The 26,565-nt window shown below is 67.3% G+C and carries 19 protein-coding genes and 1 pseudogene; 11 read left to right on the top strand and 9 right to left on the bottom strand.

Annotated elements, in window-relative coordinates:
• Nucleotides 1-802 precede the first annotated feature (802 nt).
• From D8670_RS18965 to D8670_RS18940, 6 genes and pseudogenes are all read left to right on the top strand, one after another.
• On the top strand, nt 803-2,185 hold the full coding sequence (locus tag D8670_RS18965; protein WP_121819677.1) for an aspartate aminotransferase family protein: 1,383 nt from the start codon (nt 803-805) through the stop codon (nt 2,183-2,185).
• A gap of 2 nt (nt 2,186-2,187) precedes the next feature.
• Nucleotides 2,188-2,576: pseudogene (locus tag D8670_RS18960) on the top strand (Rid family detoxifying hydrolase).
• A 138-nt stretch (nt 2,577-2,714) separates the two neighbouring features.
• Nucleotides 2,715-3,995 carry an amidohydrolase gene (locus D8670_RS18955; protein ID WP_121819676.1) on the top strand — a complete coding sequence of 427 codons (1,281 nt, stop codon included), beginning with the start codon at nt 2,715-2,717 and terminating at the stop codon, nt 3,993-3,995.
• A 198-nt stretch (nt 3,996-4,193) separates the two neighbouring features.
• Nucleotides 4,194-4,841, top strand: a complete 648-nt coding sequence (locus tag D8670_RS18950) for a DUF8102 family protein (protein ID WP_121819675.1) — start codon at nt 4,194-4,196, stop codon at nt 4,839-4,841.
• A 271-nt stretch (nt 4,842-5,112) separates the two neighbouring features.
• Complete coding sequence (locus tag D8670_RS18945; protein WP_121819674.1) at nt 5,113-6,738, top strand: BCCT family transporter; 1,626 nt, start codon at nt 5,113-5,115, stop codon at nt 6,736-6,738.
• 104 nt (nt 6,739-6,842) lie between these two features.
• Nucleotides 6,843-8,186 carry an aminotransferase class III-fold pyridoxal phosphate-dependent enzyme gene (locus D8670_RS18940; protein WP_121819673.1) on the top strand — a complete coding sequence of 448 codons (1,344 nt, stop codon included), beginning with the start codon at nt 6,843-6,845 and terminating at the stop codon, nt 8,184-8,186.
• 80 nt (nt 8,187-8,266) lie between these two features.
• Here the strand turns inward: D8670_RS18940 and D8670_RS18935 are convergent, their stop codons facing one another.
• Nucleotides 8,267-9,664 (bottom strand): PQQ-dependent sugar dehydrogenase, encoded by a 1,398-nt coding sequence (locus D8670_RS18935; RefSeq protein ID WP_121819672.1) that lies wholly within the window; start codon nt 9,662-9,664, stop codon nt 8,267-8,269.
• A gap of 366 nt (nt 9,665-10,030) precedes the next feature.
• Here D8670_RS18935 and D8670_RS18930 point away from each other — a divergent pair, with 366 nt between their 5' ends.
• Entirely contained in the window at nt 10,031-10,423 is a 393-nt protein-coding gene (locus D8670_RS18930; protein WP_121819671.1) for a hypothetical protein, read from the top strand.
• Between the two features lie 141 nt (nt 10,424-10,564).
• Here D8670_RS18930 and D8670_RS18925 read toward each other — a convergent pair whose 3' ends face one another.
• The 3 genes from D8670_RS18925 to D8670_RS18915 form a co-directional block, all read right to left on the bottom strand.
• Nucleotides 10,565-10,834 (bottom strand): DUF7571 family protein, encoded by a 270-nt coding sequence (locus D8670_RS18925; protein ID WP_121819670.1) that lies wholly within the window; start codon nt 10,832-10,834, stop codon nt 10,565-10,567.
• Nucleotides 10,835-10,896: 62 nt separating this feature from the next.
• Entirely contained in the window at nt 10,897-12,198 is a 1,302-nt protein-coding gene (gene ilvA, locus D8670_RS18920) for a threonine ammonia-lyase (protein ID WP_121819669.1), read from the bottom strand.
• Nucleotides 12,195-13,475 (bottom strand): amidohydrolase, encoded by a 1,281-nt coding sequence (locus D8670_RS18915; RefSeq protein WP_121819668.1) that lies wholly within the window; start codon nt 13,473-13,475, stop codon nt 12,195-12,197. The genes ilvA and D8670_RS18915 overlap by 4 nt, the downstream gene beginning before the upstream one ends.
• Nucleotides 13,476-13,604: 129 nt before the next feature.
• On the opposite strand from D8670_RS18915, the gene D8670_RS18910 reads away from it, so the two are divergent.
• From D8670_RS18910 to D8670_RS18900, 3 genes are all read left to right on the top strand, one after another.
• Nucleotides 13,605-14,573: a D-2-hydroxyacid dehydrogenase gene (locus D8670_RS18910; RefSeq protein ID WP_121819667.1), complete on the top strand. Its 969-nt coding sequence runs from the start codon at nt 13,605-13,607 to the stop codon at nt 14,571-14,573.
• 111 nt (nt 14,574-14,684) lie between these two features.
• Nucleotides 14,685-15,344: a helix-turn-helix domain-containing protein gene (locus D8670_RS18905; protein ID WP_121819666.1), complete on the top strand. Its 660-nt coding sequence runs from the start codon at nt 14,685-14,687 to the stop codon at nt 15,342-15,344.
• On the top strand, nt 15,341-15,820 hold the full coding sequence (locus D8670_RS18900; protein WP_121819665.1) for a DUF8154 family protein: 480 nt from the start codon (nt 15,341-15,343) through the stop codon (nt 15,818-15,820). Before D8670_RS18905 ends, D8670_RS18900 begins: the two co-directional genes overlap by 4 nt.
• 85 nt (nt 15,821-15,905) lie before the next feature.
• Here the strand turns inward: D8670_RS18900 and D8670_RS18895 are convergent, their stop codons facing one another.
• The 5 genes from D8670_RS18895 to D8670_RS18875 all read right to left on the bottom strand — a co-directional run bounded on the left by D8670_RS18895 (nt 15,906) and on the right by D8670_RS18875 (nt 24,403).
• The gene (locus tag D8670_RS18895; protein ID WP_121819664.1) at nt 15,906-17,084 is read right to left on the bottom strand and encodes a M24 family metallopeptidase; all 1,179 of its coding nucleotides are present in this window, start codon (nt 17,082-17,084) and stop codon (nt 15,906-15,908) included.
• 190 nt (nt 17,085-17,274) lie between these two features.
• Complete coding sequence (locus tag D8670_RS18890; protein ID WP_162994369.1) at nt 17,275-20,988, bottom strand: PKD domain-containing protein; 3,714 nt, start codon at nt 20,986-20,988, stop codon at nt 17,275-17,277.
• A gap of 391 nt (nt 20,989-21,379) precedes the next feature.
• Nucleotides 21,380-21,982 (bottom strand): DUF7970 domain-containing protein, encoded by a 603-nt coding sequence (locus D8670_RS18885; protein ID WP_121819662.1) that lies wholly within the window; start codon nt 21,980-21,982, stop codon nt 21,380-21,382.
• The gene (locus tag D8670_RS18880) at nt 21,979-22,827 is read right to left on the bottom strand and encodes a ParA family protein (RefSeq protein WP_121819661.1); all 849 of its coding nucleotides are present in this window, start codon (nt 22,825-22,827) and stop codon (nt 21,979-21,981) included. Before D8670_RS18880 ends, D8670_RS18885 begins: the two co-directional genes overlap by 4 nt.
• A 409-nt stretch (nt 22,828-23,236) precedes the next feature.
• Entirely contained in the window at nt 23,237-24,403 is a 1,167-nt protein-coding gene (locus D8670_RS18875) for an MFS transporter (RefSeq protein WP_121819660.1), read from the bottom strand.
• Between the two features lie 311 nt (nt 24,404-24,714).
• Between D8670_RS18875 and D8670_RS18870 the strand changes: the two genes are divergently transcribed.
• Entirely contained in the window at nt 24,715-26,565 is a 1,851-nt protein-coding gene (locus D8670_RS18870) for a formate/nitrite transporter family protein (protein ID WP_121819659.1), read from the top strand.

The following is a 26,565-nucleotide window of genomic DNA, read 5'->3' as shown; positions in this document are numbered from 1 at the left end:
CCATCATCGAACCGATCATCGTCCAGGGGAGGAATAGAGTTGTCCGGGTACGGATGGCGATAACGCAGTCGTATCGCCCGACGTGTCCGGCCATCGTCGGGCTCGTCCTATTCGATGGCCTCGGAGCGCGTCGTAGAGCTAGAGTCTCCGGGATCCGATCTCGCGGCAGTTCACGTGTTCGGGCCGTTATTGAGGTATTTCTATAATATGTATCTGTCAATCATTTCCTACTCCACACGTGCTATTTTCACGGCTGGATAGTGAGGTCTGCAAAGTCTGAGACTCCGTACTATACTTATATAAATTATAAATTAAAATATAAAAATAATATATGTTATTTATAGCTATCGAATATGCGACCACAACTGCTCATTTACGGAAAAAGGATTTCATATGTATTGTAGCGTAAACTAGGGGCGCAGTACAATCCCATTTATATATTATATACCTGATTAGATTAAAATGGAACGTTTCCAGATGTGTAAATCATACCACTCGTTAGAGATATAATAATAAATAAAATAATTACGATGGCCGATCCGAGAAGGCCATTCCCAACCACTCGCTAGGGGAACGATCGAGAACGTTCAAACAACCGGTCGATTACTACTTCGACGGCGCCCGGCGGTGGGTATCCGGAGGTTCTGCGTGTAACGATCAGTCGGGTGACCGAGACAGTGGCGTTCGCAACACGTTTACTCGCCCTTCTGGGACATACAGAGCGAACTAACTCAGTAACTGTGTACGTATTATATGGTTATTGTGGATAAGCTATTTATTAGCGTTTCACATGGTGTCAGGTATGACCGCAGGACCACCGATCGAGGAACTCCACTACGATGATGCGCCGGACGTTGACAACGTCCCCGGACCGAAAACCGAGCAGCTCCTGCAGAAGCAGCGGGAGATAGACAGCAGCGCGGTCGCGTACCCCGAGGACATCCCGATCGCCTTCGAGGAGGGGAAGGGCGCGACGGTGCGGGATGCCGACGGCAACACCTTCATCGACCTCTTTGCCGGCATCGGCGTTCTGAACGTCGGCCACGCGAACCCGTACGTGCTCGAAGCCGTCCACGAGCAGGCCGACAAGCTCGTCCACACGGTGGACTTCCCGAGCGAGGCTCGCCTCGACCTCATCGAGAAGCTCGACGAGATCGCCCCGAGCGGGCTGCGGGGGGACAGCCGCGTCGTCTTCGGCGGGCCGACCGGGAGCGACGCCGTCGAGGCGTCGATCAAGCTCGCGAAGTACAACACCGGTGGCGACGGCCTGATCGCCTTCCGCGGGGCGTATCACGGCGCGACGCCCGGTGCGATGACGCTCACCGGCAACAAGAAGTTCAAGGGTCACTACACGCCGCTGCTCTCGGACGCGGTCCACGCCCCGTACCCGCATCCGTTCGCGCAGGGGAAGGAGCCGCAGGAGGCGGTCGACCACGCCCTCGAGGAGGTTCAAGCGATCGTGGAGGACCCGTACGGCGGCCTCTCCAACCCCGCCGGCATCTTCGTCGAGCCCATTCAGGGGGAGGGCGGCGTCGTCACGCCCCCGGAGGGGTTCCTGCAGGGGCTGCGCGACATCGCGGACGACAACGGGCTCCCTCTGGTCTTCGACGAGATACAGAGCGGCCTCGGCCGCTCCGGCGAGTGGTGGGCCTGCGACTGGGAAGGCGTCACGCCGGACGCGATGACCACGGCGAAAGCGCTCGGCGGCGTCGGGTTCCCGCTGTCGGCGACGATTTACAAGGAGGAACTGGACACCTGGGGGTCCGGCGACCACGCGGGGACGTACCGCGGTCACGTCGTCGGGATGCGGGCCGGCCTCCGAGCCATCGAGTACATTCAGGCGCACGACCTCCTCTCGCACGCCCGGGAGGTCGGCGAGTACATCCGTGACCGCTTGAGCGAGGTCGACGCGACGACCGACCGCCTCGCGGAGGTCCGCGGCCGCGGTCTCTTCATCGGCGCGGAGTTCGTCGACGCGGACGGCCACCCGGACGGCGACGCCGTCGACGCCGTCCAGCAGTACTGCTTCGAGCGCGGCGTGCTGGTCTGGACCGCGGGTCGGCACGGCAACGTCCTGCGCCTGCTCCCGCCGCTCGTGATCACCCACGACCTGGCCGAGACGGCGCTCGACGTGGTCGTCGACGCGATCGAGCACGTCACCGCCGAGGCGACGGGGTCGACCTGACCGTGAGCGACGCCCGCCGGATCGTCGCGGACGGCGCGCCGCGCAACGACAACCCCTACTCGCAGGGCGTTCTCGCGGGGGACACGCTCTACGTCTCCGGCTCGGTCCGGTGGACCCGGAGACGGACGAGGATGTCGACGGGAACATCGAAGCCCAGACGGACCGGGTGCTCGACAACGTAGCCGCCGTGGTCGCCGAGGCCGGCGGCGACGGTCTCGACGACGTGGTCAAGGTGACCGTCTATCTCGCGGACTTAGACGACTACGGGCGGATTAACGAGGCCTACGGCGCGCGGTTCGACGGCGACCCGCCGGCGCGGGTCTGCGTCGAGGCGTCGCGGCTCCCGGGCGACGTTCGGATCGAGATGGACGCGGTCGCGTACCTCGACTGACGGCGGCGAAGCCGACGAGACGGCTCCCGGCTACCTTCCGCCGCTGCGGCGCCCGGGGCGATGCGTACACCGATACCGGACGAACTGTATACGAAATTCGACTATCGTTAAGTGCTTCCACGCCGAAAGGCCGGGAAAGTGTCCCACGACGTACGTAACCGGCTGTCGGCTCTGCGGCGGGAGTTCCACCGGCATCCGGAGCCCGGGTGGTGCGAGCTGCGGACCACGGCGCGGGTGGTCGACGAGCTGGAGCGGATCGGGGTCGACGACCTCGCGGTGGGCGAGGAGGCGCTCGCAGCGGACGAGCGGATGGCGGTGCCCTCGAAGGACGAACTGGACGAGTGGCTCGCCCGGGCGATCAGGGAAGACGTCCGCCGGGACGTTCTGGAGCGCACCGCCGACGGGCACACCGGCGTCGTCGCCACGCTCGACGAGGGGGAGGGACCGACCGTCGGCCTCCGGGTCGACCTCGACGGCATCTCGCTCGCGGAGTCGGACGACCCCGGCCACCGACCGGCTGACGAGGGTTTTCGGTCCGAACACGACGGCTACATGCACGCCTGCGGCCACGACGCCCACGCCGCCATCGCCCTCGGGACGGTCGAGGCGGTGAAGGAAAGCGAGTTCTCCGGTACGTTCAAGGCGTTCTTCCAGCCGGCGGAGGAGATCTCCGGCGGCGGCAAGCCAATGGTCGAGAGCGGGCTCGTCGACGACGTCGACTACCTGTTCGCGCTACACATCGGTCTGGAGAACCCGACCGGGACGATCGTCGCGGGGGTCCGGAAGCCGCTCGCGATGGCGCACCTGACCGCCACGTTCGAGGGCGCGAGCGCGCACGCCGGGAAGGCGCCGAACGAGGGGGCGAACGCGATGCAGGCGATGGCGACGGCGGTGCAGAACGCCTACGCCATCCCGCGCCACCCCGACGGGATGACCCGGGTGAACTTCGGCTGCGTCGAGGGCGGCACCGCGAGCAACGTCATCGCCGAGGAGATAACGCTCAAAGGCGAGGTCCGCGGCGAGACGACGGCGCTGATGGAGTACACGAGGACCGAACTCGAACGCGTCCTCTACGCCGCCGCCGAGATGCACGACTGCGACGTCACGGTCAGGGTGACGAGCGAGTCGCCCCGCGCCGATAGCGACCCCGAACTCCGGGCGCTCGTCGGCGAGGTTGCGGAGGGGGTCCGGGGCGTCGACACGGTCGTCCCGAGCGCCGACTTCGGCGCGAGCGAGGACGCGACGTACTTCATGGAGCGCGTGCAGTCGTCGGGCGGCCTCGCGACCTACCTCGTCGTCGGCACCGACCATCCGACGAACCACCACACGCCCACCTTCGACGTGGACGAGCGCAGCCTCGGCATCGGCGTCGACCTGCTCGCCGACAGCGTCGTCGAACTGTCCCGGCGTCAGCCTTGATCGTCGTCCCGCCCGAGGAGCCCCGGCGTCGGTCCGGCGGCCACAGTAACTGTGGACGGCGCTCGTAGCGACCGTCGAGACTCGTCACGGGCGGAACCGTCCAAAGACTGTCGGTGATCTCTTCTGTTGGCCGCGGGACCCGTCCGGAAACCGTCGCCTACCGCAAGCATTAATCCGTCCGATAACCGCTTTCCGTGTATGAGTCAGGACGACGTGCCGGAGGAGTTAGCGAGGGCGGCCGACTCGGACCGACCGCGGGGCATTCTGACGCCGTCGGACCGCGATTTCCTGCTGGGTCGCAAGACCGACTACACGGAGCACTCGAAAAAGCAGAAGCGAAACCGGATACGCCGCCGTGTCAGCAACGCGATGCTCGATTTCAGCATCCTCTTCGAGTACCTCGAAGACCGCGACCGCAACACCGTCTTCGACCCGGACGACGAGGACCGCGAGGCGCTCACGCAGGGGATCACGGACATGCTCGCCTTCCTCCATCTCGGCACGATGGGCTACTACACGCCGTTCAAGGACATGCTGTCCGAGGGCGTCGGCAAGGCCGAACAGCGCCTCGCCGACTCCAACTATCGGATGGTCAACGTCGAGTTCAACGTCGATCCGGTCGGCCAGATCGACGTCGACGAGGTCGTCGAGAAGCTGGAGAAGGAGGAGTTCGCCCAGATCACCGACGAGGAGCTCCGCGCGTTCGTCCGCCTGCTGACGATGTCGGACGAGTTCTCGCCGGAGGCGACGCGCGAGGAGATCAAAGACAGCGTCGACGAGTTCGCCGAGCGCGTGACGGAGAGCGCCGAGACCCGCGAGCGCGCGGTCGAAGACCTCACGAAGTAGCTCCGCGGCTCCTTTTCGGTATCGACTCTCGCTTTTCATCCACGACGTACTGACAGCGCTTTTCGAGCGCTTTCCCGCCCGATCGCGCTTCCGCTCGCGACGCCCCATGGTAAACGCTATCTGTATATGGCAGGTACGGAAAGAAAAAACTTATACCATTATCAGTAATTGTGTATGGCATGTCACCACCATGCATGGTGCATGCCGGTAATCAGCCGCGGGGTAACGGGCGGAGACACCTGAACGACCGCCGCAGCGGGGGTGATGGCGGATGAGCGACGCCGACGCCGACGCGGGCGCAGTCGAAGCGTTCCGCGAGGAACTCGACCCGGTCGTCTTCCTGTTCGGCGCGGGGCTGACGGTGGGGCTCATCCTGCTGTACTTCGTCAGTCCGAGCACGGTCGAGAGCGCCATCGCGACCGCTAACGACGTGCTGCTGGGGTATCTCAACTGGGCGCTGCTGCTGATCGTCTTCCTCGTCGTCCTCTTCCTGCTGTATCTGATCGTCGGCCCGTGGGGGAAGATCAAGTTCGGCGACGAGAAGCCCGAGTACAGCTTCTTCTCCTTTTTCACCATGCTCTACTCGGCTGGCTTCGCGGCCGGCGTCGTCTTCTGGGGGCCGACCGAGGCGCTGTTCTACTACGACAGCCCGTCGCCCCTGTTCGACGTCTCCGGCGGGTCGGCCGAGGCGATGACCATCGCCGTCCAGCAGACCCTGTTCCACTGGGCGCTCCCGCAGCTCGCGGTCTTCACTATCATGGGGATCGCCATCGGCTACTTCGCGTACAACTACGACGATGTCCCCCTGCGGGTGTCGTCGGCGCTCACGCCGCTGCTCGGTCGCGATAACCTCGACGGTCCCGCCGCGAAGGCCATCGACGTCCTCGCCGTCTTCGCGACCATCGGCGGCGTCGCGACGTCGCTCGGTTTCATCGGGAGCCAGTTCGTCACCGGTCTCGACTACCAGTGGGGGATCGACCTCGGCACCACCGGTATCATCGCCGTCGTGACGATGATGACCCTGTTGTTCACGGTGTCGATGGTACTCGGCGTCGACAAGGGGATCCGCCGCCTCTCGAACTTCAACATGGCCCTGTTCATCGTGCTCATGGTGGCGACGTTCATCGTCGGCCCGACCGCCTTCCTCCTCCTGCTCGGCACGCAGGCCGTGGGCGGGATGGTCACCGACTTCGTGTCGATGAGCCTGTTCACCGGCGCCGGCGTCGAGGGCGGCACGGAGTGGGCCAACGCCTGGACCGTGTTCTACTGGGCGTGGGCGCTCTCGTGGTCGCCGTTCGCGGGCCTGTTCATCGCCCGCATCTCCCGCGGGCGCACCGTCCGCGAAGTCGCCTTCACCGGCATCTTCGCGACCTCGGCCGCGACCATCCCGTGGTTCACCTTCGTCGGCGGCTCCGCTGTCTGGGCCCAGCACAACGGCGTCACGGACATCCTCGGCCCCGTCGGGGAGAACGGCGCGTCGGTCGCCGGGTTCGCGCTGTTCGAGGCGTTCCCGCTCGGCTCCGTGTTCATGATCGCCTTCATGATCCTCGTGACGACGTTCTTCATCACGTCCGCCGACTCCTCGACGCTCGCCGTCTCGATGATGACCACGGGCGGCAAGGCCAAGCCGTCGAGCATCAACCGGATCTTCTGGGGCGTCGTCCTCGGCATGACCGCCGCGATCCTCATGACCCTCGGCGGCGTCGAGGCGCTGCAGTCCGCGGCCATCATCACGGGCGGCCCGTTCGCGTTCGTCTGCCTGCTCGCCGGGCTGGGGCTGATCAAGGAGTTCAGCTCGCGGTACGGCCGCGTGCTGCTGCAGGAGGACGCCTGGATCTTCGGGTCCAGGTCGAAGCGGTCGCGCCAGAGCGACGAGGTCGTCGCCGACGACGACTGAACCGCTTCTCGACAGCGGTTTCCCGACGTTTTTCGAGCCAGACCCGACGTGTCGGATCGGCCATCTACACCAAGATTAATGTACGTCATACACGTTTACTGTGTATGGACAGGGCAACAGCCGAACCGGACGCCGACGCGCTCCCCGGTCCGAACGCGCGGAAGTGGATCGAGTTCCACCGGGAGAACGCCGCCCCGAGCGAGTACTCCCACGAGTTCGTCTGGGACGTGACGGCCGAGGCCGACGGCCCCTTCGTCACGGACGTGGACGGGAACGTGCTGCTCGATTTCACCTGCCACATCGGGGCCGCGCCGCTCGGCTACAACAACGAGAAGGTCCTCGACAAGCTCCGCGAGTTCGACCTCGTGGAGCCGATGAAGATCGCGGGACAGGACATGTACTACGGCGCCGGTCCGGACCCCGATTCGGCGGAGTTCCCCGGCGCCAGTCACCTGATGGACAAGCTCGTCGAGGTCTCCGAGCAGTACGGGATGGACACGGTCTTCCTCTCGAACTCCGGCGCGGAGGCCGTCGAGAACGCGATGAAGATCACCCACGACCACGCCCCAGCCGCCAAGTACGGCTACGCGTTCACCGGAAGCTTCCACGGCCGGACGCTGGGAACCCTCTCGGTCACGCGCTCGAAGGAGGTGTACACCCGGTACTACCCGGAGATCGCGGGCATCAGGGAGGTCCCGTTCTGCGCGGACCGCGCCTGCGACCCCGACAGCTGCGACTGCGGGTTCTTCGCCGGTGGCAGTTCGCAGCTCCGCAGTTCGCTCGCGCCCGAGGGCGGCCACGTCAACCCCGATGAGGTGGCGTTCGCGGTCCTCGAACCGATCCAGGGCGTCGGCGGCTACCGGTTCCCGAGCGAGGCGTTCATGCGGGAGGTCGGGGCCGTCACCGACGAGTACGACATCCCGCTGGTCGTCGACGAGATCCAGTCCGGGATCGGCCGCACGGGGGAGATCTGGGCCTCGGACCACTACGACCTCGAACCCGACGTCATCGCCAGCGCGAAGGCGCTGCGCGTCGGCGCGACGGTCTCTCGCTCCGACGTCTTTCCCTCGGAGAAGAACCGCCTCGGGTCGACGTTCGGGGGCGGCGACGTCCTCTCGTCGATGCAGGGCGCGTTCACGCTGGAGGCGATCGAGGAGCACGACCTGCTCGACAACGCGACCGCCCGCGGTCGGCAGGCGAAGGAGATCCTCCGCGACGACGCGCCGGACCACGTGGTCGACGTCCGCGGCAAGGGCCTGATGCTCGCGGTCGAGTTCGACGACAAGGCGCGCCGGGACGCCGTGGTCCGGGAGTCGCTCGAACGCGGCCTGCTCACGCTCGGGTGCGGCCGGAAGACGATACGGCTCCTCCCGCCGCTCGACTCGTCTCACCGCGAGATCGAACTCGGCGTCGGCATCTTCCTCCGCGCCGCCGCGGCGGCCGCGTAGCCGGTCGCGTCGTCTCGCGTCGCCGGGTATCGTTGACGACTCCGCGCGGCCGGGACGTGCTCCGGCCCGGTACAGAACCACTACGGCGGGTCGGTAAGGCGATACACGGCCCCCGATTCCTCCGCCATTCTCGACGCGAGGACGTAGGTCTCGCCGCTGGGACCGCCGGCGAACGAGAGGACGTACTTCTCGAAGGGCTCGCCGTCGACGGTCGGGCGGAGCTCCTGCATCGTCCAGAGGGGGTCGTCGTCCGGCGACGCGGCGAACAGCTGACCTGCCCGGCCGTCGCCCAGGAAGTCGCCGAACACGTACTTCCCCTGGAGGTCGGGCAGTGCGTCGCCGTCGTGGACCCGTCCGCCGATGACGGCCCGACCGAACGGTTCGCCGTCGCGCTGGTGGGGATAGATGACGACGGGGTCGACGAGCGGCTCCCCGTCGGACGTGGCGCTCGGACAGGCCGGCCAGTTGTTCCGGGCGAAGGGGAGCTTCGCGAGCGCGTAGTTCACGTAGCGGTTCGCGACGCAGCGCTTGCCTTCGCGGACGTTCCAGCCGTAGTTGCCGCCGCGACGGACCACGTTTACCTCCTCGAAGCGGTTCGATCCCACGTCCCCGACGAACAGCCGACCGTCCGGGCCGAACGATATCTGGTACGGGTTCCGAAATCCCCACGCCCAGTGTTCGTCGAGCCCTGCTTCGCCCACGAGCGGGTTGTCGTCGGGGACGGCGTAGGGTTTCCCGTCGTCGCGGTCGTCGACGTCGATGCGCAGGACGCTTCCGTGGAGGTTCTCCTCGGTGTCCTGACCATTTCCGCCCCGATTCAGGACGTACCAGTCGTCGGCGTGGCCGCGCCCCGCCCCCATGTCTCCAGATCTCCCGTCGCCGGTGGCGACGTATAGGTATCCGTCGGGGCCGAAGGCGATCGCCCCCGCGTTGTGGTTCGTCCCCGGTTCTGGGATGGCGAGGAGAACGCGCTCGGTCGCGGGGTCCGCGCGGCGTCGGTCCCCGGGTGCGGTGAACTCCGAGAGGACGAACGTGTGGGAGTAGTGGTCGGGCGCGTCCGACGACAGCGGAGCGCTGTAGCGGGCGTAGCACTTCCCGTTGGCCGCGAAGTCGGGGTGAAGTTCGAAGCCGAGAAACCCCATCTCCCACGTCTCGGGCTCGGCGAGCTGGTCGGAAACGTCGAGGAACGGTTCGTCTCGGAGGCCGTCCGCGTCGTGGCGGCGGACGACGCCCGTCTTCTCCGCGATGAGGCACACCGACGGATCGCCGCGGGGAAAGGCCATCGCGATAGGCTGATACAGGTCGGAAACGACCGGTTCGAGACCGACCTCCGGACCCTCGACGACGGGGCTCGTCTCACCGCGGCTCAGTCCCCAGCGGGGGCTCTGCAACCGCATTCCCGCCGCGGTCCCGACGACCGAGGCGATCCCGGCACCCAGAAACTGGCGACGGGTGAACCTCGACTCCTCGAAGTCCATACTCGCTTCCTACCGCGTCGGCGGAACGGTCAGTCTTGGTGGTCGTTCACACATCTTTTTCACCGAGCGTATATGATAGTTCATCCTATAGAACCGTATGCTAACATATTTGGTACGCTCGGGAGCGTGGTGCCGATCGTCCACACCGACGCGGATCCCTCTCCTATCGTGAAACTGCTATTTACAGGTATCAGTCGTTTTCTACCCCGTTTTCGGGTATCACTGGGTTTACGAGGGCGGGGGATCGAGCGTCTGTACGAGCACTGCGCTGTCGGGGCGCGGCGGCGACGCTACCGTCGGCCGTCCGGCCGCGCTCCCACAGACGCGATCGACTGCCGATCTGCCGAACTCGCCGCCAGTACGACAATGAACTCTCGAAGCCCATCCCACGACTCTCCCGTCGCCGCGTCCGAGCGCGACATCTCTCCGGTCGCGTTCACCGTGCTGTGGTGTCTGGACCGCGGCGAGACGACCAGCGACGAACTGGTCAAGCGGACCACGCTCAGCTACGACGCCGTCATGGACGCCCTCGAGACGCTGCGGGACGCCGGCCACGCCGAGGTCATCACGGAGGAGGAACCGATCGACGTCCCGCTCGAAGTCGGTACGATGACCAGAACCGTTGCCGAGGCCTGGGTGCGCGAACCCGGCGAGAACTACCTCGCGGCGATGGAGACGACGGCGCTCCCGGAGACGTGGCTCGACGAGCACCTCGTCGGCAACCGCGAGGCGTATCTGCAACGCCACGGCGACGAGTGAGTCGACGGTCGTCCGCGCGGTCGGCGCCGAAGGCTCTCCCCGGATGCCGGTGAGCGCCTCCTGTAGCATTGATCCCTCTCCGCGATAGCGGCGAGTCCGAAGAAAAGCGACCGGGAACCGCCCGCGGACGGCTACCCGTCTTCAGGCGGACGTCGCGTCGAGCGTCCACCCGGGATCGGTACCGGTGCGGTCGATGAGGTCGGATCGGCACGCCGGGCAGTAATCGGGGGTGACGGCCGCGTCGCGAGGAACGTAGACCGCGCCGCCGCACTCCACGCACGCGTCGTCGACGATGGTCGCGCAGTCGCCGCAGACGTTGAAGTCGTCGACCGTGAGCTCGCGCAGGGGTTCGAGCTGTTTGTCCAAGACGTACTCGTCGATGACCGCCTGACAGTTCTGGCACGGTTTCATGTCGATCCGATTAGTGCATTGAGACCCTCTCACAAAGGTCTGCCGCACGGCGGAACTGTCACCTACCGATCCGAAGGCGGGCCGTCGAGGGCCGACGAGACGACCGATACGCCGTCCAGCGCGTCGAGCGCGTCCAGCACCGCCGAGAGGTGGTCCGGTCCGCTCCCTTCGACGCCGATCGAGACCGGTGTCCGGTTCGGGTGGTCGCCCGCGCTCGGGCCGACGCGCTCGACCGCGTCGAGTTCGCCGCCGCGAGACGCCACCGCGTCGGCCACGTCGCCGAGGGCTGACGGCCAGTCGGTGAGCGCCAGCCGGGCTTCGACGTACCGATCGAGCGCCAGCAGGCCGACGCGCGAGAGCTCGGCGTGGTCGGTCAGGTTCACGTTGCCGCCGGAGACGACGCAGGCGACGCTCTCGCCCTCGACGTTCACCGCGCCGGAGAGCGCTGCGGCGACCGGGGCCGCGCCGGCCGGTTCCGCGACGGTCTTCGCCCGTTCTGCGAGCAGGGCGACCGCGACGGCCATCTCGCGGTCCGTGACGCCGACCACCGCGTCGACGCGCTCGCGGAGGACCGCGAAGGTCCGTTCGAGCAGACGTGTGTCGGCGATCCCCTCCGCGACGGTGTCTACGTCGGGGAGTTCGCGGATGCGGTCCTCCGCCAGCGACGGCTTGGCGTGGAGCGCCCCCTCCGGCTGGACGCCGACGACGCGGACCTCCGGGTCGTGGGCTTTCAGGACCGTCGCGATCCCGGCGATCAGCCCGCCGCCGCCGATCGCGACGAGGGCGGTGTCGAGTTCGGGGAACTGCTCGAGCAGTTCGACCCCGACGGTCCCCTGCCCCGCGATGATCCGTGCGTCGTCGAACGGGTGAACGAAGACCAGACCCTCCCGATCGGCCAGGTCGAGGGCGTGCTCGTAGGAGCGCTCGTAGATGTCGCCCTCGACGACGACCTCCGCGCCGTACCCCCGGGCGGCGTCGATCTTCGCGGCGGGAGTGACCTCGGGGACGACGACGGTCGCGTCGATCCCGAGGAGGTCGCCGGCGAGCGCGACCCCCTGCGCGTGGTTGCCCGCGCTCGCGGCGACGACGCCCCGCTCGCGCTCCGCCGGGGAGAGCTGCGCCATCGCGTTGTACGCGCCGCGGATCTTGAACGACCCCGTCCGCTGGGCGTTTTCGAGTTTCAGGCCCACGGCGTCGGCCCCGGTCATCTCCGCGAACGTCGTCGAGCGGTCGAGCGGCGTCCGGTGGACGACGTCCGCGACGCGTTCGCGGGCGTCGTGAACGTCCTCGTACGTGACGACCGCGGAGGCGTCGTCGGGTTCGCCGTCGCTCGCCCGACCGTCAGCGTCCCCGTCCCCGCTCACGGCCCGTCCTCCGCGACGGCGAGGATGGAGTTCGTCAGGACGTCGACGCCGGTGGCGAGGCTGCGCTCGTCCACGTCGAACGTGGGCGTGTGGTGGCTCGTCGGGTGGTCGGTGCCGACGATGAGGTAGGCGGCGAGCCCGCCGTCCTCCTGCACGCGCTTCATCAGGAACGTCGCGTCCTCGCTCGCGCCGAAGTCGGCGCTCGGGACGACCGTGTCGACGCCGTCGACGCCGCTCGCGACGCCGGCGATCACCTCGGCGAGTTCGGGATCGCTGTCGGCGCGGGGCGACTCGCTGACCACGTCGAACTCCAGGTCGCAGCCGTGCATCTCCGCCGAGTGCCGGAAGGTGCGTCGGAGGCGGCGCTTCGCGTACTCCTTGAGCGCGGTCGTCTCGCCGCGGGCCTCGGCCTCGACGTGCGCGCGCTCGGCGATGACGTTGCTCGCGGTACCGGCCTCGGCCTTCCCGACGTTGACCCGGGTCATCCCGTCCTCGTGGCGGGGGATGCCGTAGGCGTTCTGGATCGCCGTCCCGAGCGCCTGCATCGCGTTGTCGCCCTGGTTCGGGGCCTTGCCGGCGTGGGCGGAGGTCCCCCGGAACGTCGCGTCGACGTGGCACATGGCGAGCGGCTTCTCGATGCCGGCGACGACCTCGCCGGTCGGGTGGTCGAGGCCGACGTGGGCCGCGAAGAGGTAATCGAGATCCGCGGCGTAGCGGCTCTCGGCCATCGGGCGGCCGCCGCCGCCGGTCTCCTCGGCCGGCTGGAAAAAGACCACGAAGCGGCCGGCGAACTCGCTCTCCCGTATCGCTTCGAGCACGCCCAGCCCCCACGTCACGTGGGCGTCGTGGCCGCAGGCGTGCATCGTCCCGTCGATCTCCGAGCGGAACCCCTCGTCCGCCGGGCGGTGCCCCTCGTCCGTCGATTCCTCGATGAACAGCCCGTCGATGTCGACCCGCAGGCCGACCGCCGGCCCCTCGCCCCGGTCGAGGACGGCGACCGCGCCGGTGTTGCCGCCGGCCATCCGGTCGAGCAGGGCCTCGTCGGCCCCCCGTTCTCGCGCTCGCTCCCGCCAGGGGGCGATCTCGTCGTCGTCGGGCACCGCCATCCGGTCGTCCGGGTCGTACGCGTCCGGTCCGACCGCCAGTTCGTCGACGCCGACGTCGCGCAGTTCCTCGACGATCCGCGCGGTGGTGTAGAACTCGCGCCACGCCGGTTCCGGGTGGGTGTGGAAGCCGCGGCGCACGGACGCGAACCCGTCTCGGCTCGGCTCGTTCATGCGATCCGGTAACGTGCTCCACGACCTTAACTGTACACAGTAGTCGTTAATACCATACACGAAAGATTAAGTTCGATACGACCGATCGTACCGTCATCCGTCCGCGTCGACCGACGCGGGAGACACCACATGAGCACGCAACCAGACATCGCGGTCCTCCGCGAGGGGACCGAGGGACTCTCGATGGCATCGTACGCGGAGGCGCTCCGTGAGCGTCTCCCCGACTACACCGTTGCGCACGCGAGGACGCCCCAGCAGGAGCGCGAACTCGTTTCGGGCGCCCGCGTCGTGACGGGGATCACCGTTGAGGAGTCGCTGATCGCGGGCGCGGAGCGGCTGGAGCTGTTCGCGTGCACCTTCGCCGGTACCGACCACGTCCCGACGGACGCGCTCGCCGACCGCGGCGTCGCGGTGACCAACGCCGGCGGCATCCACGCGCCGGGCATCGCCGAGCAGGCGATCGGGAACGTGCTCGTGTTCGCCCGCCGCCTGCACGAGGGGTGGCGGCGCAAGCAGAACGCCGAGTGGCGGCACTTCCAGTCCCACGAGTTCGCCGGCAGCACCGTGACGATCGTCGGCCTCGGCTCCATCGGGCAGGCCGTCGCGCAGCGCCTGAAGGGGTTCGAGGTGGAGACGGTCGGCGTCCGGTACTCGCCGGAGAAAGGCGGTCCGACCGACGAGGTGGTCGGCTTCGACGACGAGGCGATCCACGACGCGTTCTCCCGGAGCGACTACGTCGTGATCGCCTGCCCGCTCACCGACCTCACGCGCGGCCTCGTCGGCGCGGACGAGTTCGCGACGCTCCCGCCGAACGCCGTCCTCGTCAACGCCGCCCGCGGCGGCATCGTCGACACCGACGCGCTCGTCGCGGCGCTGCAGTCGAACAAGATCCGCGGCGCGGCGCTGGACGTCACCGACCCCGAACCGCTGCCGGCGGACCACCCGCTCTGGGACCTGGAGAACTGCCTGATCACGCCCCACACCGGCGGTCACACGCCGAAGCACTGGGACCGACTCGCCAACATCGTCGCGGAGAACGTCGCCGCGCTGGAGTCCGGCGACGAGTTGGTGAATCTGGTGGTCGCGCCCGGTGACTGACCGACTCACTCTCCGCGGTCTGCATCAGTTCGGTTTCTCAGCCCGATAATCCGTGGCCGAACGAGCGGTACTGTTATATACTGAATAAACAATTACGTATAGTATAACAGTATGCACGTCGACCTCCGACTGCCGCTCCCCGACGAGCAGATATTCCGGTACGAAGCGATGGACGACATCCTCGAAATAACGGCACAGAACCCCGCGGACGAGTTCTCGAATCGCGACCTTCAGGAGCTCACCGGCTTCGGCGGGCCGAGCGTCTCGAAGGCCCTCTCGTTGCTGCAGGATCTGGGCCTGGTCGTCCGCCGCGACGTCGGCCGGAAGACGCTCTACCAGATCGACGAGGACCGCCTTCACGAAGCCGACGACCCGATCTTCGATGTGCCCCAGTCCGAGTTCCGGAAACCGCTACAGGCGTTCGTCGACCGAATCACCGACGACTGCTCCCACGTCGCGGGCGTCGTCTGTTTCGGCAGCGTCGCCCGCGGCGAGGCCGACCGGGCGAGCGACATCGACGTGTTCGTGCTCGTCGACGATGACGACGCGGTGGTACGTACGCGGCGCGCCGTCGCGGACGCCAAGCGAGACCTCGAGGAGCGGCCCTTCGACGGCGATCGGTACGAGTTCGAGACCTTCGTCGAGTCCGCCGAGAGCGTTCGCAAGCGCAGCAGCGACGTGCAGGAGATCTTCCGGAAGGGGATCGTGTTGTACTCGAGCGCAGCGTTCGACCGCGCCAAACGGGCCGTGTTCGGCGGTGAGTCGAAATGACCTCGCAGGACCTCGAAGAAGCGCTCACCGACGCCGAAGACGCCTTCCAACGGCGACCGGAGCATCCGGAAGTCGGACTGGAGCACGTCGCCGACGCGGCCGTCCTCCAGCTGCGCAAAGCGTGCCGCCTCCTCGATGCCGCAGGGTTCCTGTTCGACCGGAACGGTCACATCACCGTGATCATCGAGGCCTCGTTCGTCGCGATCGAGCGGTCGATTCAGTTTTACGTCGAGGAGAAAGGGTACGACGTTCCCGGGCAGTCCCACACCGAAGTCTACGGACTAGGCGTCCGAGCGGGGCTCTTCTCTCGCGACGTTGCCGACCGGCTGCGGGAACTCTGGCGTGAGAATCGGTCGGAGTCGTACTACCGGACCGGCATTGCCGGCGAATACCGCGCCCGAACGACGTACGAGTTGGCCACGAAACTACACGCGGAGGTCGTCGAGTTGACCAGGACTCGAGATTGTCTTTGCTGATCGAGGGGTCCTACTAACTCCCGCTGTGGGCTGAGAGCGAACCAGCGAGTTCCGGGGCTTTCACACCGCAAGCTCCGTCACGGCCCTACGTCGTGAACAGCTCCCGCGGGAAGTCGGCGAGCGCCTCCGCGCCGTCGCTCGTCACGTGGAACGTCTCGCTGATCTCGACGCCGAAGTCGTCGCCCCAGATGCCGGGTATCATGTGGAACGTCATGTCCTCCTCCAGCACCGTCTCGTCGCCGGGCCGGAGGCTGGCGGTGTGCTCGCCCCAGTCCGGCGGGTAGCCCAGTCCCATCGAGTAGCCGATCCGGTCTTCCTTCTCGATGTCGTACTTCGCTATTGTCTCTCGCCAGGCCTTCTCGACGGCCTCGCAGGTGACGCCCGGCTCCGCGGCGTCGAGCGCGGCCTCCAGCCCCTCGACGACCACGTCGGCGGTGCGCTGTATCTCCTCCGGCGGGTCGCCGACGAACGTCGTCCGCGCGAGCGGCGAGTGGTAGCGGTGGCGACAACCGGAGAGTTCGATGATCACGGGGTCGCCCTCCTCGAACTCGCGGTCCGTCCAGGTGAGGTGCGGCGTCCCGGTGTGGTCGCCGGACGGCATCAGCGGGACGATGGCCGGGTAGTCGCCGCCGTACTCGTCGGTGCCGGTGATCAGCGCGTCGTAAACGGCGGCTGCGGCCTCGTACTCGGGGACGCCCGCCTCGATGGCGTCGAGGCCGGCGGCCATCGCCTCCTCAGAGATCCGCGCGGCCTCGCGCATGTAGTCGAGTTCCCGCTCGGACTTCTTCACGCGGACCCAGTTGACCAGTAGCGTCGCGTCCTCGAACTCCGCCTCGGGGAGGTTCGACAGCAGGCGCGTGTACGACTTCGCCGTGAAGTAGGAGGCGTCCATCTCCAGGCCGATGCGCCCGTCCGCGACGCCCAGGTCCTCCAGCACGCCCGCGACGTAGTCCATCGGGTGGAGGTCGCGCGGCGAGTGGACGTGGTCGTCGCTGTACGCCCGGATGTTCGCCTCAGAGAGCCACGTCGTGGCCCGCGCGCCGTTCGCGTCCATCCCGCGGCCGACCCACACCGGTTCGTCGGCGTCCGCGGTGAGGATCACCGCCTGGTGCACGTAGAACGACCACCCGTCGTAGCCGGAGAGGTAGTTCATGTTCGCGGGGTCGGAGACGACCAGCGCGTCCAACTCCTCCTCTTGCATCCGCTCTTTCGCCCGGGAGATCCGCCGCTCGTACTCGGCGTCGCCGAAGACGTCTAGTGACATGGTAACGAAGCTCGGATAACGGATCGGCCACGACGAGCAAAAGCTTTTCGTGTACAATAGATACAGATAGTGTGTACCTATCTGCAGTGGCGCACGCTGCCGTCCCGACAGTCCGCTACGCACGCCGACCGCGCCGTCGGGACTATCGACCTGACGGCAGCGAAAAAAGAACTGCAGCCGAAATCGCTCCTCAGTCCCGCCGGCGCAGCGCCACCAGCGACGCGCACAGCAGCGCGACGAGCGCGGCGCCGACGCCCATGCCGGGCTGGCCGAGCGAGTTGGACTCGTCGGGGTCGTCGGAGTCGTCCGACGAGCCGTCGCCCGCTTCGGTCGTGCTCTCGGTCGCGTCGTCGGAGTCGTCGGTCTCGACCGACGCGACGGAGAGGTCGGTCGTCTCGCCGTTGACGCCGACGGTCAGCGTGCCGGCGCTCGCCAGTTCGTGCTCGAAGGCGACCGTCGCCGTCTCGCCGGCGGCGACGCTCACGTTCTCGCTCGCGACGACCGTGCCGTCGACCGTCAGCTCGGCGGCGACCGTCCCGTCGGCGCGACCGTCGTTCGCGACGGTCGCCGTGACCTCGATAACGTCGCCCGCCTTGACGTCGGTGTCGTCGATCGCGACCTCCGTCACGGCCGTCGAGGGCCGGTCGACGCCCGCGGCGAACGTCGACAGCTCGGTCAGGTTCGCGCGGAACTCGTGGACCGAGCCGTTCTCGCCGAGGTGCTCGACCTCGACCCGCTCCCAGGAGCCGTTGGTCGCGCGGTAGAGCCCGACGGCGTCGGGCTCGGCGTCAGTCCGGTCGAGCAGGTCCTTCTGAACAGTGAACGTGATCGAGGCGTTGCGCACGTCCTCGTCGTTCACGTTCGGATGGTCGACGGTGAGGTACGCCTGCGGCGCGAAGCCGTCGCCCTCGACCGTCGGCGCGGTGACGTTCTCGGGGGCGTCGGCGCTCGACTCGACCGTCAAGTCGTAGTCGCCCGCGGCGTCGAACGTCGTCGTCATCCCGTCGAACGTCAGGGCCTCGGTCCAGTTGTCGGCGGGAATGGCGACCGTCGCGTGGTCGCCGGCGTCGGCGCCGGTGACGGAGAGCGCGACGACGTTCGCCGCGGAGGTGTCGACCTCGGTCTCCATCGACGAGCCGTCGGACTCGTCGCCGTCGTCCGCGCTCCCGGCGCTGCCGCCGGTGTGGCCTCCGGTGTTGCCGCCAGCGCTACCCCCGGTGTTACCACCGGTGTTGCCGCCGGAGTTTCCGCCGTCGCCACCGGAGTCACCGCCGTCGTCCTCCGCGACGACCTCCACCTGCGTGGAGATGGTGCGTTCGTTGCCCTCCTCGTCTCGCAGCAGCACCGAGACGGTGTGGGTGCCCGCCGAGTCGAACGCGACCGTCGCGCTCCGCCCGTCGGGCCCCTTCTCGCCGTCGAAGTACCAGCAGACGTGCGCGATGCCGCTCTCGTCGTGCACGTTCGTCACGTTGACGGCGAACTCCTCGCCGACGTTGACCGTCTCCGGCGCGTGCACGTCACCGGTCGGGGCCTCGTCGTCTGGCTCCGTGGCCTCGATGGTCACGGTCGCCGAGTCGGTCTGTCCCGAAGCGTCGACCACGGTGACCTCCGTGGTGAAGGTCTTCGGCCGGTTGTACACCTTGATCGTCTTCGCCTCGGTCGTGGTCCGGTCGATCTTGCCGTCGTCGTTGAAGTCCCAGCGGTACTCGACGATGCCGTCGTCGTCGGTCGACCCGCTGGCGTCTATCTCGAACGTCTCGTTCACGACGACCGTCTCCGGCGCGGTGACCGCGGCCGTCGGCGGCGCGTCGCCGCCGTCGCCGCCGTCGTCGGAGTCCTCGACGGTTACGGTGGCTGAGGCGGTGTCCGTCTGGCCGGCGGTGTCGACGACGGTGACCGTCGCCCCGTACTCGCCGGCGTGCTCGTAGGTCTTCTCCGCCGTCGCCGACTCGGTCGTGCGGTCGACCTTGCCGTCGCCGTCGAAGTCCCAGCGGTACTCGATGATGCCGTCGTCGTCCGAGGAGCCGCTGGCGTCGAAGGTGACCGTCTCGCCGGTGTTCGCGGTGGACGGCGTCGCGTCGAGGCTCGCGTTGGGCGCGGCGTCCTCGTCGGCGTCGACCGCCTCGACGGTGACCGTGTCGCTGTCCGCGTTCCCGGCGGCGTCGGTGACGGTCAGGGTGACCTCGTAGGTCCCGTTCTCGTCGTACGCGTGGGTGACGCTCTGGCCGGTAGCGTTGGCGCCGTCGCCGAAGTCCCACTCGTAGCTGACGATCTCGCCGTTATCGGTGCTGTCCGACCCGTCGGCGGTGAACGTATCACCGACCGCGACTCGGGAGGGAACGTTCGCGCTGGCGTTCGGCGGCGTCTCGTCCGAGACCGTGACCGTCGCCGTCGCCGTGTCCTCGTTGTCGCCGGTGTCGACGACGGTGACGGAGGCTTCGTACTCGCCGGCCGCGTCGTAGGCGGTCTGCGTCGTCGCCCCCTGGGTCGTGCGGTCGACCTGCCCGTCGCCGTCGAAGTCCCAGCGGTACTCCGCGATGGTGCCGTCGTCGGACGAGTCGCCGGCGTCGAAGGTGACGTTCTCGCCGAGCGACGCGTTCTCCGGCGTCGCCGTCAGCGACGCGTTCGGCGGCGTCTCGTCGGGTTCGGTCACCGTCACCTCGGCGGTCGTGGTGTCCTCGTCACCGGACCCGTCGGAGACCGTCAGTGTGACCGTGTACGTGCCGGTCTGGTCGTAGGCGTGGTCGACGGTCTCGCCCGATCGTGTGGTACCGTCGCCGAAGTCCCACTCGTAGGTCCGTACGTCGCCGGTGCTGTTCGAGCCGTCGGCGGTGAACGTCTCGTTCACCTCGACCCCGGACGGAACGTCCGCATGCGCCGTCAGCGATTCGCTGACGGAGACGTTCGCGGTCGCCGTGTCGCTCCGGTCCTCCTCGTCGACGACGGTGACGGAGGCTTCGTACTCGCCGGCCGCGTCGTAGGCGGCCTGCGTCGTCGCTCCCTGGGTCGTGCGGTCGACCTGTCCGTCGCCGTCGAAGTCCCAGCGGTACTCGGCGATGTCGCCGTCCTCGTCGACCGAGCCGCTCGCGTCGAAGGTGACGTTCTCGCCGATGGACGCGTTCGCCGGCGTCGCGTCGAGGCTCGCGTCGGGCGCGGAGCCGCAGCCGCCGGTCTCGATCGACACCGGCTGGCTCATGTCGAGTTCGGTCGCTCCCCCGCCCGCGGTGCCGTCGGGCGACCGGACGTTCCACGTCGTGATCTGCCCGCCGTTGTACCGGCCGTCGGGGTGGTCGTGATGGGCGTCCTCGTTGAACGCCGGGGTGACGGTCATGCTGAACTCCGCGCCTTGCGGGGCACGCAGGGCGCCGCCGTCGGTGCGGTCGTCCACCCAGAACCAGTCGGCGTGGGCCGTGTCGCCGTCGATGCTGAAGTTGTCGTAGTTCGTATCCGCTTGCTCGCCGTCGTTGTTCTCGTAGTAATCGTCTCTGACGGCCCACTCGCTTCCGGACGGAACGCCGGAGACGTTGAACGTCACGTTCCCGCCGGAGTCGTCCCCGTTCAGCTTGTCGTGCACGACGACCAGGCTGACGCCTTCGGACCCGTTGTAGAGGAACATCTGGGTCGTATCGTTCTCCTGGAACTCCGTCGTGCCGTGCGAGCTGTAGGCCCCGGAACTCGTCGGGCGGTAGTCGTAGAAGTTCTCGACCGACTGCGTCCCGTCGCCGAACGACGAGACCTCGAAGCACTGACCGTTCTGCGTGACGGCGAACGTCGCTGGGTCGCCCGGCGCGGCCTCCGCCGTTCCGACGAACCCGAGCGCCGCGACGTTGACCGTGGCGAACACCGAGGTCACCATCAGGAGGGCGAGCGCCGCGCTCCGGAGTTTGTCTCTCCGCGAGGTCATGGTCGCCCACCTCTCGTCGCCCATATCGGCTGTCCTCTCTTCCCCTCGCACGTCTCGCGCGCGAGAGTTGCGGCGCCGCGGGGCCGTAAACGCCCGTCTCCGCCGCTACTGTCCGCTCCGATTTCGATGTTCCGATTCATGACATCTCCGCCTCGATATTTCTGCTAGCGTATACATTGTAATGGACCGTATTCGGTCTGAGAAGACGCCATCTACGACACCGGTATTGGCCGTATACCGCGGATTAGGTGCCGTATACGGAGGTTTTAGGACGGCTCGCGCACGCACTCTCCGCGTCGAGAAGCGGGTTTGCGTTCCCTACTTTCGCCTTAGATCGACCAGAGATAGGGTCCTGAAAAAGGTACTGATGATGATATAAATTCGCGGCGAGTCAGTCCACGTACTCGTAGCCCCACTCCGACAGCGTCTCGGCGATCGCCTCGGCGTCGGCGGTCGCGACCATCGCCTCCCGCACGTCCAGTTTCTTCAGTTGCTTCTCGCGGACGTCAAGCTCCTCGGCGACCGCGGCGATGATGTCGTCCTCCGCCTTCGAGTACTCGTCGCGGAGGAAGAACTGGTGGACGTTGTCCCGGTCCTCCTTGACGCGGGAGCGTCGGAGCACCCACGGGATGTCCTGCGTCGCCGCGGCGTCCGAATCGTCGCTCTCGTCCTCGCCTCCGCCGCCGTCTTCCGAGGAACTCGTCTCGCCCGTCGGCTGTTCGTTCGCAGGCTGTCCGCTCCCCGTCGACACTCGTTCTCCGGTCCCGCCAGTTCGGCCGTCGTCCCCGTCCGCGGCGTCGCTGTCGTCCGTGCTCTCGTCGACGTCCTCGCTGGCTTTCGAGTCCCGGCCTCGCGTCTGTCCCGACTCATCCGGTTCGGGTTCTTCCGCTTCGGCTTCGGCAGCGGTTTCTGTCTCCGGGTCCGCTTGGTCGTCCGCCTCGTCCTCGTCGAATGGGTCGTCCGCGAAGGGGTCGTCGCCGGCGCCGGACTTCATTCGAACTCACCCTCGATTTCGGCCGCGAGGTCGTCGTACTTCTCCAGGGTCTCCAGTTCGTACTCCCCGTTGGGTTCCCGCTTGTCCTCCAGCACTCCGTAGGCCGAGGTCTGGTAGTCCCACATGTTCTGCATGAGGCTGGCGCGCTCCTTGAACACCACCGGCATGTCGAACTCCGACGACTCCAGTTCTTCGAGCCGCGACTGCTGGGTGTTCGTCCGCTTGAACCCGACCGGAACGACGCCGAGCACGCCCACCTGGATGCCGACCTCGCCTTCGAGGCCGGACACCAGGTCGTCGAGGCCCCGGATGCTCAGCGCCCCTTTCCCCGAGAGTTCGACCGGCAGGAGGACCGACCGCGTCGCGAAGATGGCGTTGTTCAGCGCGTCGCCCGGCGTCGCCTGCGGGTCGCAGATTATCACGTCGTAGTCGCCCGGCACGCCGTTTTCCTTCAGCACCCGGAGGAGCTGCTCGTGTTTCGGCCACTCGAAGTCGTCGTCCGGGTGCATGTCCTCCTCGATCTCCGCGGCCTTCATCAGGTTCCTCGTGAGGTTCTCGAGCATGTTGTGACTCGGTATCACGTCCACGCCCTCCTCCTCGGTCTCGCGGATCAGGTCCCGGAAGTCTCCTTTCGGTCGCCCGATGAGGTGGCGGACGATGTTGTCCGCCGTGCCGTCGGAGCGCTCGCCGTCGACGTCGAATAGGTAGCTCAGGCTCCCCTCCTGCGGGTCGAGGTCGATGCAGAGTACGTCGTGCCCGTTTCGCGCGTGCGCGACCGCGAGGTTCGCCGCGGTCGTCGTCTTGCCGACCCCGCCCGCCTCGGAGTACGTTGTGTACGTTATCATGGCTGGACAGATCAATTGAGGAGTTATAAAACCCACTCACACTTCACAGTGTTGCTGGAGAGTATGACTGGAAAGTTATACTGAACAGTAACACTGAATGGTTATCCTGGAGAAGCCGGCTGCGCAAAAACACTGGATGAAACAACCCCGGAGTTGCATCCGTCAGTGCCGCTTAGTAGTACTACCGCACAACTTCCCTGACTGTAGCCTCTGACCCTGACAACGTCTACTCTCTGAGGGGGTGTGAAGTGTTATGCTGCAACCAGCCATCTCAGTGCTACTGAACAGCAACACTGTACAGTCACACTGTAGAATAACACTGAGGCGAAGTTCTACCCGAAGCACACGCGACGAACGCGGAAAGTACGCTTGATCGAATCGCAGCAGCTGGGGTCGGGACCGACCGGAATCAAGGATCGATCTCGCAACGGACGACCCACAGCAGCGCGGCGCCGACGCCCGCCAGTGCGGAGAGCACCGCCCACCCGTGACCGTACGACGCGGAGTCAGCGAGGTACCCGAACAACGGCGGGACGGCCAGCCCACCGACGTTTATCGCGGTCTGGCCGCCGGCGGAGGCGGCACCGACGTCGTCGGGGTCGACGAGCTCGCTCAGGCAGGAGTAGTAGACGCCGGTGCTCCCGAGGATGGTCGCGCCGAGGCCGACGAACGCGACGGCGGCGGCGGACACGCTCGCCACGCCGACCGAGAACCCCGCGAAGATGAGCGCCGCGGCGGCGACCTGCGCGAAGGCAACCGTCGCGGCCCCCCGCGGACCGCCGACGCGGTCCGCCAGGCTCCCGGCGCCGACGCGGCCGGCGCTCCCGGTCACCTGCGTCAGCGCGAGCACGACGCCGCCGACCGCGGCACCGGCACCGACCACGTCCTCGACGTAGAGGATAACGTAGCCGAGCATCGTGTAGATGGTCGCCCCGACGAAGAGGCCGGCGGTGACCAGCAGCAGGTACGCGCGGTCCTCGGCCGGCCCCGAGAGGTCGGGCCACTGGAACCGCCGGTCGCCGTCGCCCCCGTCGTACAGCAGGGCGAACGCGGCGGCGTAGGCGACCGCTATCGCCGCGATAGTCCAGAACCCCGCCCGCCAGAACGCGAGGGCGGCGACGCCGGTCACGACGACCGAGGCGGCCCCGCTCCCGGCGGTGACGCCGACCTGCTTGATGCCCATCGCGAGGTTCTCCCGACCGCGCGGTGCCGCGGCGACGATACCCTTGTTCGAGGCGGGCATCGCGGGCGCGTACGCCGCCCCGAGTAACCCACTGGCGACGAGGAGCAGCGGAAACGTCGGCGCTGCGGTCACGAGCACTGCCCCCGTCGCCAGGGCGAGCAGGGCGACGATCATCACACTCCGCTCGCCGAAGCCGTCGACCGCCGCGCCGCTGGGAAACAAGTTCAGCGTGTACCCGAGCGTCGCGGCGGTCAGGAAAAGGCCGACGAGCGCCCGGGAGAGGTCAAAGCCCGTCCGGACGAACGCGGTCGCGGCGAAGACGCTGTAATAGCAGAGGCTCGCGGCCGTCTGCCAGGCCGCGACGACGAGGACGGCGCGCCAACCCCGGCTCACGTTCCGACGGAGTAGTGGCCGACGTTCTCGACGCCGTACGATGCTCGGGCGATCGTTGCGGCGGCAGCAGGCGACGGTACGACTGGCCGTCGGAGGGAGAGCGTCCGCGAGTTCTCGAGACGGAGGGTGAGCACCACGGTAGAGGAGGTGCGAGACGGGACTAAATGTGATGGCCGCGGCGAAAGGGACGGGGGTTTCGCACCGGCTCGGCGTGGCCGTCGCGTTCCCGCGCGACTTCGAGTCCGCGAAAACCCCCCGCCGGACCGACCGATACGGATAGCGTTTAGTTCCTAAAGCGGGTTTATCCGGTAATGGCCGACCCCGAAGCAGACGAACGCGTTCCGGGTCGACGCGAACCGGACGAACGCGATCCGGAGGAATCGGTGCGAGAGGCGGTGGAAGTGTCGCGGAGCGGCGCGCCGGCGGTCGGCAAAGTCGTCCGCGACCGCTTCTCGAGCGACGAGGTGTTCCAGCGCATCCTCGCCGCGGCGGACGAGGAGATCACGTCCGGCAGCCGCGAGCTGTTCTTCAGCGCGCTGGCCGGCGGGTTCGCCATCACGATCACGTTCATGTTGCTGGTCACGATGACGGCGACCACCGGCGGCGATCCGGTGTTGAGCGTGCTTCTCTATCCGCTCGGCTTCATCTACATAATCATCGGTGGCTACCAGCTGTACACCGAGAACACCCTCCCACCGGTGGCGCTGACCCTCGAACGCCTCGCCAGCCTCCCGGCGCTGTTTCGCAACTGGGGCGTCGTCCTCGCCGGCAACTTCACCGGCGGCGCGCTCGGCGCGGCAGCGCTCGCCTTCGGCGGCGTCCTCTCGCCCGAGGCGGCGACCGTCGCGGCGGACCTCGGCCAGAAAGGCGTCAAGACCGGCTGGTGGCCCCTGTTCTCGAAGGCCGCGTTCGCGGGGCTAATCGTCGCAGGCGTCGTCTGGGTCGAGTACGCCGCTCGCGATACGATCTCCCGCCTCGTGGTAGTGTATCTCGCGTTCCTCGCGATCCCGCTCGGTGGCCTGTACCACTCGGTCGTCTCGTTCACCGAGATGGCCTACCTCGTGCTCCTCGGCGACCTCGCCATCTTCACCGGCCTGACCCAGTTCGTTCTCCCGGTCCTGCTGGGGAACACTATCGGCGGCGTGGTGCTGGTGACCGTCGTCAACTACTTCCAGACGACCGAGGAGCGTCTCGAATCTGCGCGGTTCGACGGCGGCGAACGACAGCTCTCGGTGGGGGAGTGGTTCTACGGCGGCTTCGTCGGCAAGTCGTACGTGCCGCTGGTCGACACCGTCGAGGAGGCGGGAGAGGAGGACGAGTCCTACCGCGTGGTGGTGCCGATCTCGAACCCGCGCACCGAGACCCGCACCGTCGAGTTCGCCAGTCGCCTCGCCAGCGACAAGGAGAACGCCACCGTCCACATCGCGCACATCGTCCAGACGCCCGAACACGCGTCGTCGGGCTACGGTCCCAACCAGAACCAGCAGATAATCCGGGAGTCAGAGGCGCTGATGGAGGACTTCCGCGAGACGGTGGAGAGCTTCGACATCGAGTGCGAGTCCTCGACCGTCGTCTCGCACCGGTCGTTCCAGGAGATCTTCGAGGTCGCCGACCGCAAGAACGCGGATCTCGTCGTGATGGGCTGGGGCGAGAAGGGACTGTGGGGCGCCGCCCGTTCCGACCGCCGGCTGAGCGACCTGACCACGCAACTCCCCTGTGACTTCCTCGTCCTCAAGGACCGGGATCTGGACACGTCGCGCGTCCTCGTGCCAGCGAAGGACGCTCCGAACTTCGACCTGAGCGCGGAAGTCGCCCGGACGCTTCGGGCGGTAGCGGGCTCGGAGATAACGCTCCTGAGCGTGGCCGACAGCCCGGACGACCGGCAGGACGCCGAACAGTGGCTCACCGACTGGGCCGCGGACCACGACCTCGCAGACGCGACGATGAAAGTGGACGACTCCGGCGACTTCGAGAGGGCGATCATGCGGGAGTCCGACGACCACACGCTCATCGTGATCGGTGCCACCGACCGCGGCGTCCTCTCCCGCTTGGTCCGCGGGTCGCTGCAACTCTCCGCCGTCGAGGAGGTCGATAGCTCGGTCCTGCTCGCCGAGCGCGGCACCGGTCGGAGCTTCCTCGGCCGCCTCTTCGGCAGACAGTAG

Source organism: Halostella limicola (assembly GCF_003675875.1).
Classification (GTDB): Archaea; Halobacteriota; Halobacteria; order Halobacteriales; family Natronoarchaeaceae; genus Halostella; species Halostella limicola.
The sequence above is the reverse complement of the archived record's forward strand: the minus strand, read 5'-3'. Positions and strand labels throughout refer to the sequence as shown.

Coding starts and splice junctions, on each gene's coding strand:
- D8670_RS18880 (WP_121819661.1), bottom strand. CDS start 22,827: ATGATAACGTACACAACGTACTCCGAGGCGGGCGGGGTCGGCAAGACG.
- D8670_RS18910 (WP_121819667.1), top strand. CDS start 13,605: ATGAGCACGCAACCAGACATCGCGGTCCTCCGCGAGGGGACCGAGGGA.
- D8670_RS18915 (WP_121819668.1), bottom strand. CDS start 13,475: ATGAACGAGCCGAGCCGAGACGGGTTCGCGTCCGTGCGCCGCGGCTTC.
- D8670_RS18900 (WP_121819665.1), top strand. CDS start 15,341: ATGACCTCGCAGGACCTCGAAGAAGCGCTCACCGACGCCGAAGACGCC.
- D8670_RS18870 (WP_121819659.1), top strand. CDS start 24,715: ATGGCCGACCCCGAAGCAGACGAACGCGTTCCGGGTCGACGCGAACCG.
- D8670_RS18885 (WP_121819662.1), bottom strand. CDS start 21,982: ATGAAGTCCGGCGCCGGCGACGACCCCTTCGCGGACGACCCATTCGAC.
- D8670_RS18945 (WP_121819674.1), top strand. CDS start 5,113: ATGAGCGACGCCGACGCCGACGCGGGCGCAGTCGAAGCGTTCCGCGAG.
- D8670_RS18905 (WP_121819666.1), top strand. CDS start 14,685: ATGCACGTCGACCTCCGACTGCCGCTCCCCGACGAGCAGATATTCCGG.
- D8670_RS18940 (WP_121819673.1), top strand. CDS start 6,843: ATGGACAGGGCAACAGCCGAACCGGACGCCGACGCGCTCCCCGGTCCG.
- D8670_RS18930 (WP_121819671.1), top strand. CDS start 10,031: ATGAACTCTCGAAGCCCATCCCACGACTCTCCCGTCGCCGCGTCCGAG.
- D8670_RS18925 (WP_121819670.1), bottom strand. CDS start 10,834: ATGAAACCGTGCCAGAACTGTCAGGCGGTCATCGACGAGTACGTCTTG.
- D8670_RS18895 (WP_121819664.1), bottom strand. CDS start 17,084: ATGTCACTAGACGTCTTCGGCGACGCCGAGTACGAGCGGCGGATCTCC.
- D8670_RS18965 (WP_121819677.1), top strand. CDS start 803: ATGACCGCAGGACCACCGATCGAGGAACTCCACTACGATGATGCGCCG.
- D8670_RS18950 (WP_121819675.1), top strand. CDS start 4,194: ATGAGTCAGGACGACGTGCCGGAGGAGTTAGCGAGGGCGGCCGACTCG.
- D8670_RS18935 (WP_121819672.1), bottom strand. CDS start 9,664: ATGGACTTCGAGGAGTCGAGGTTCACCCGTCGCCAGTTTCTGGGTGCC.
- D8670_RS18890 (WP_162994369.1), bottom strand. CDS start 20,988: ATGACCTCGCGGAGAGACAAACTCCGGAGCGCGGCGCTCGCCCTCCTG.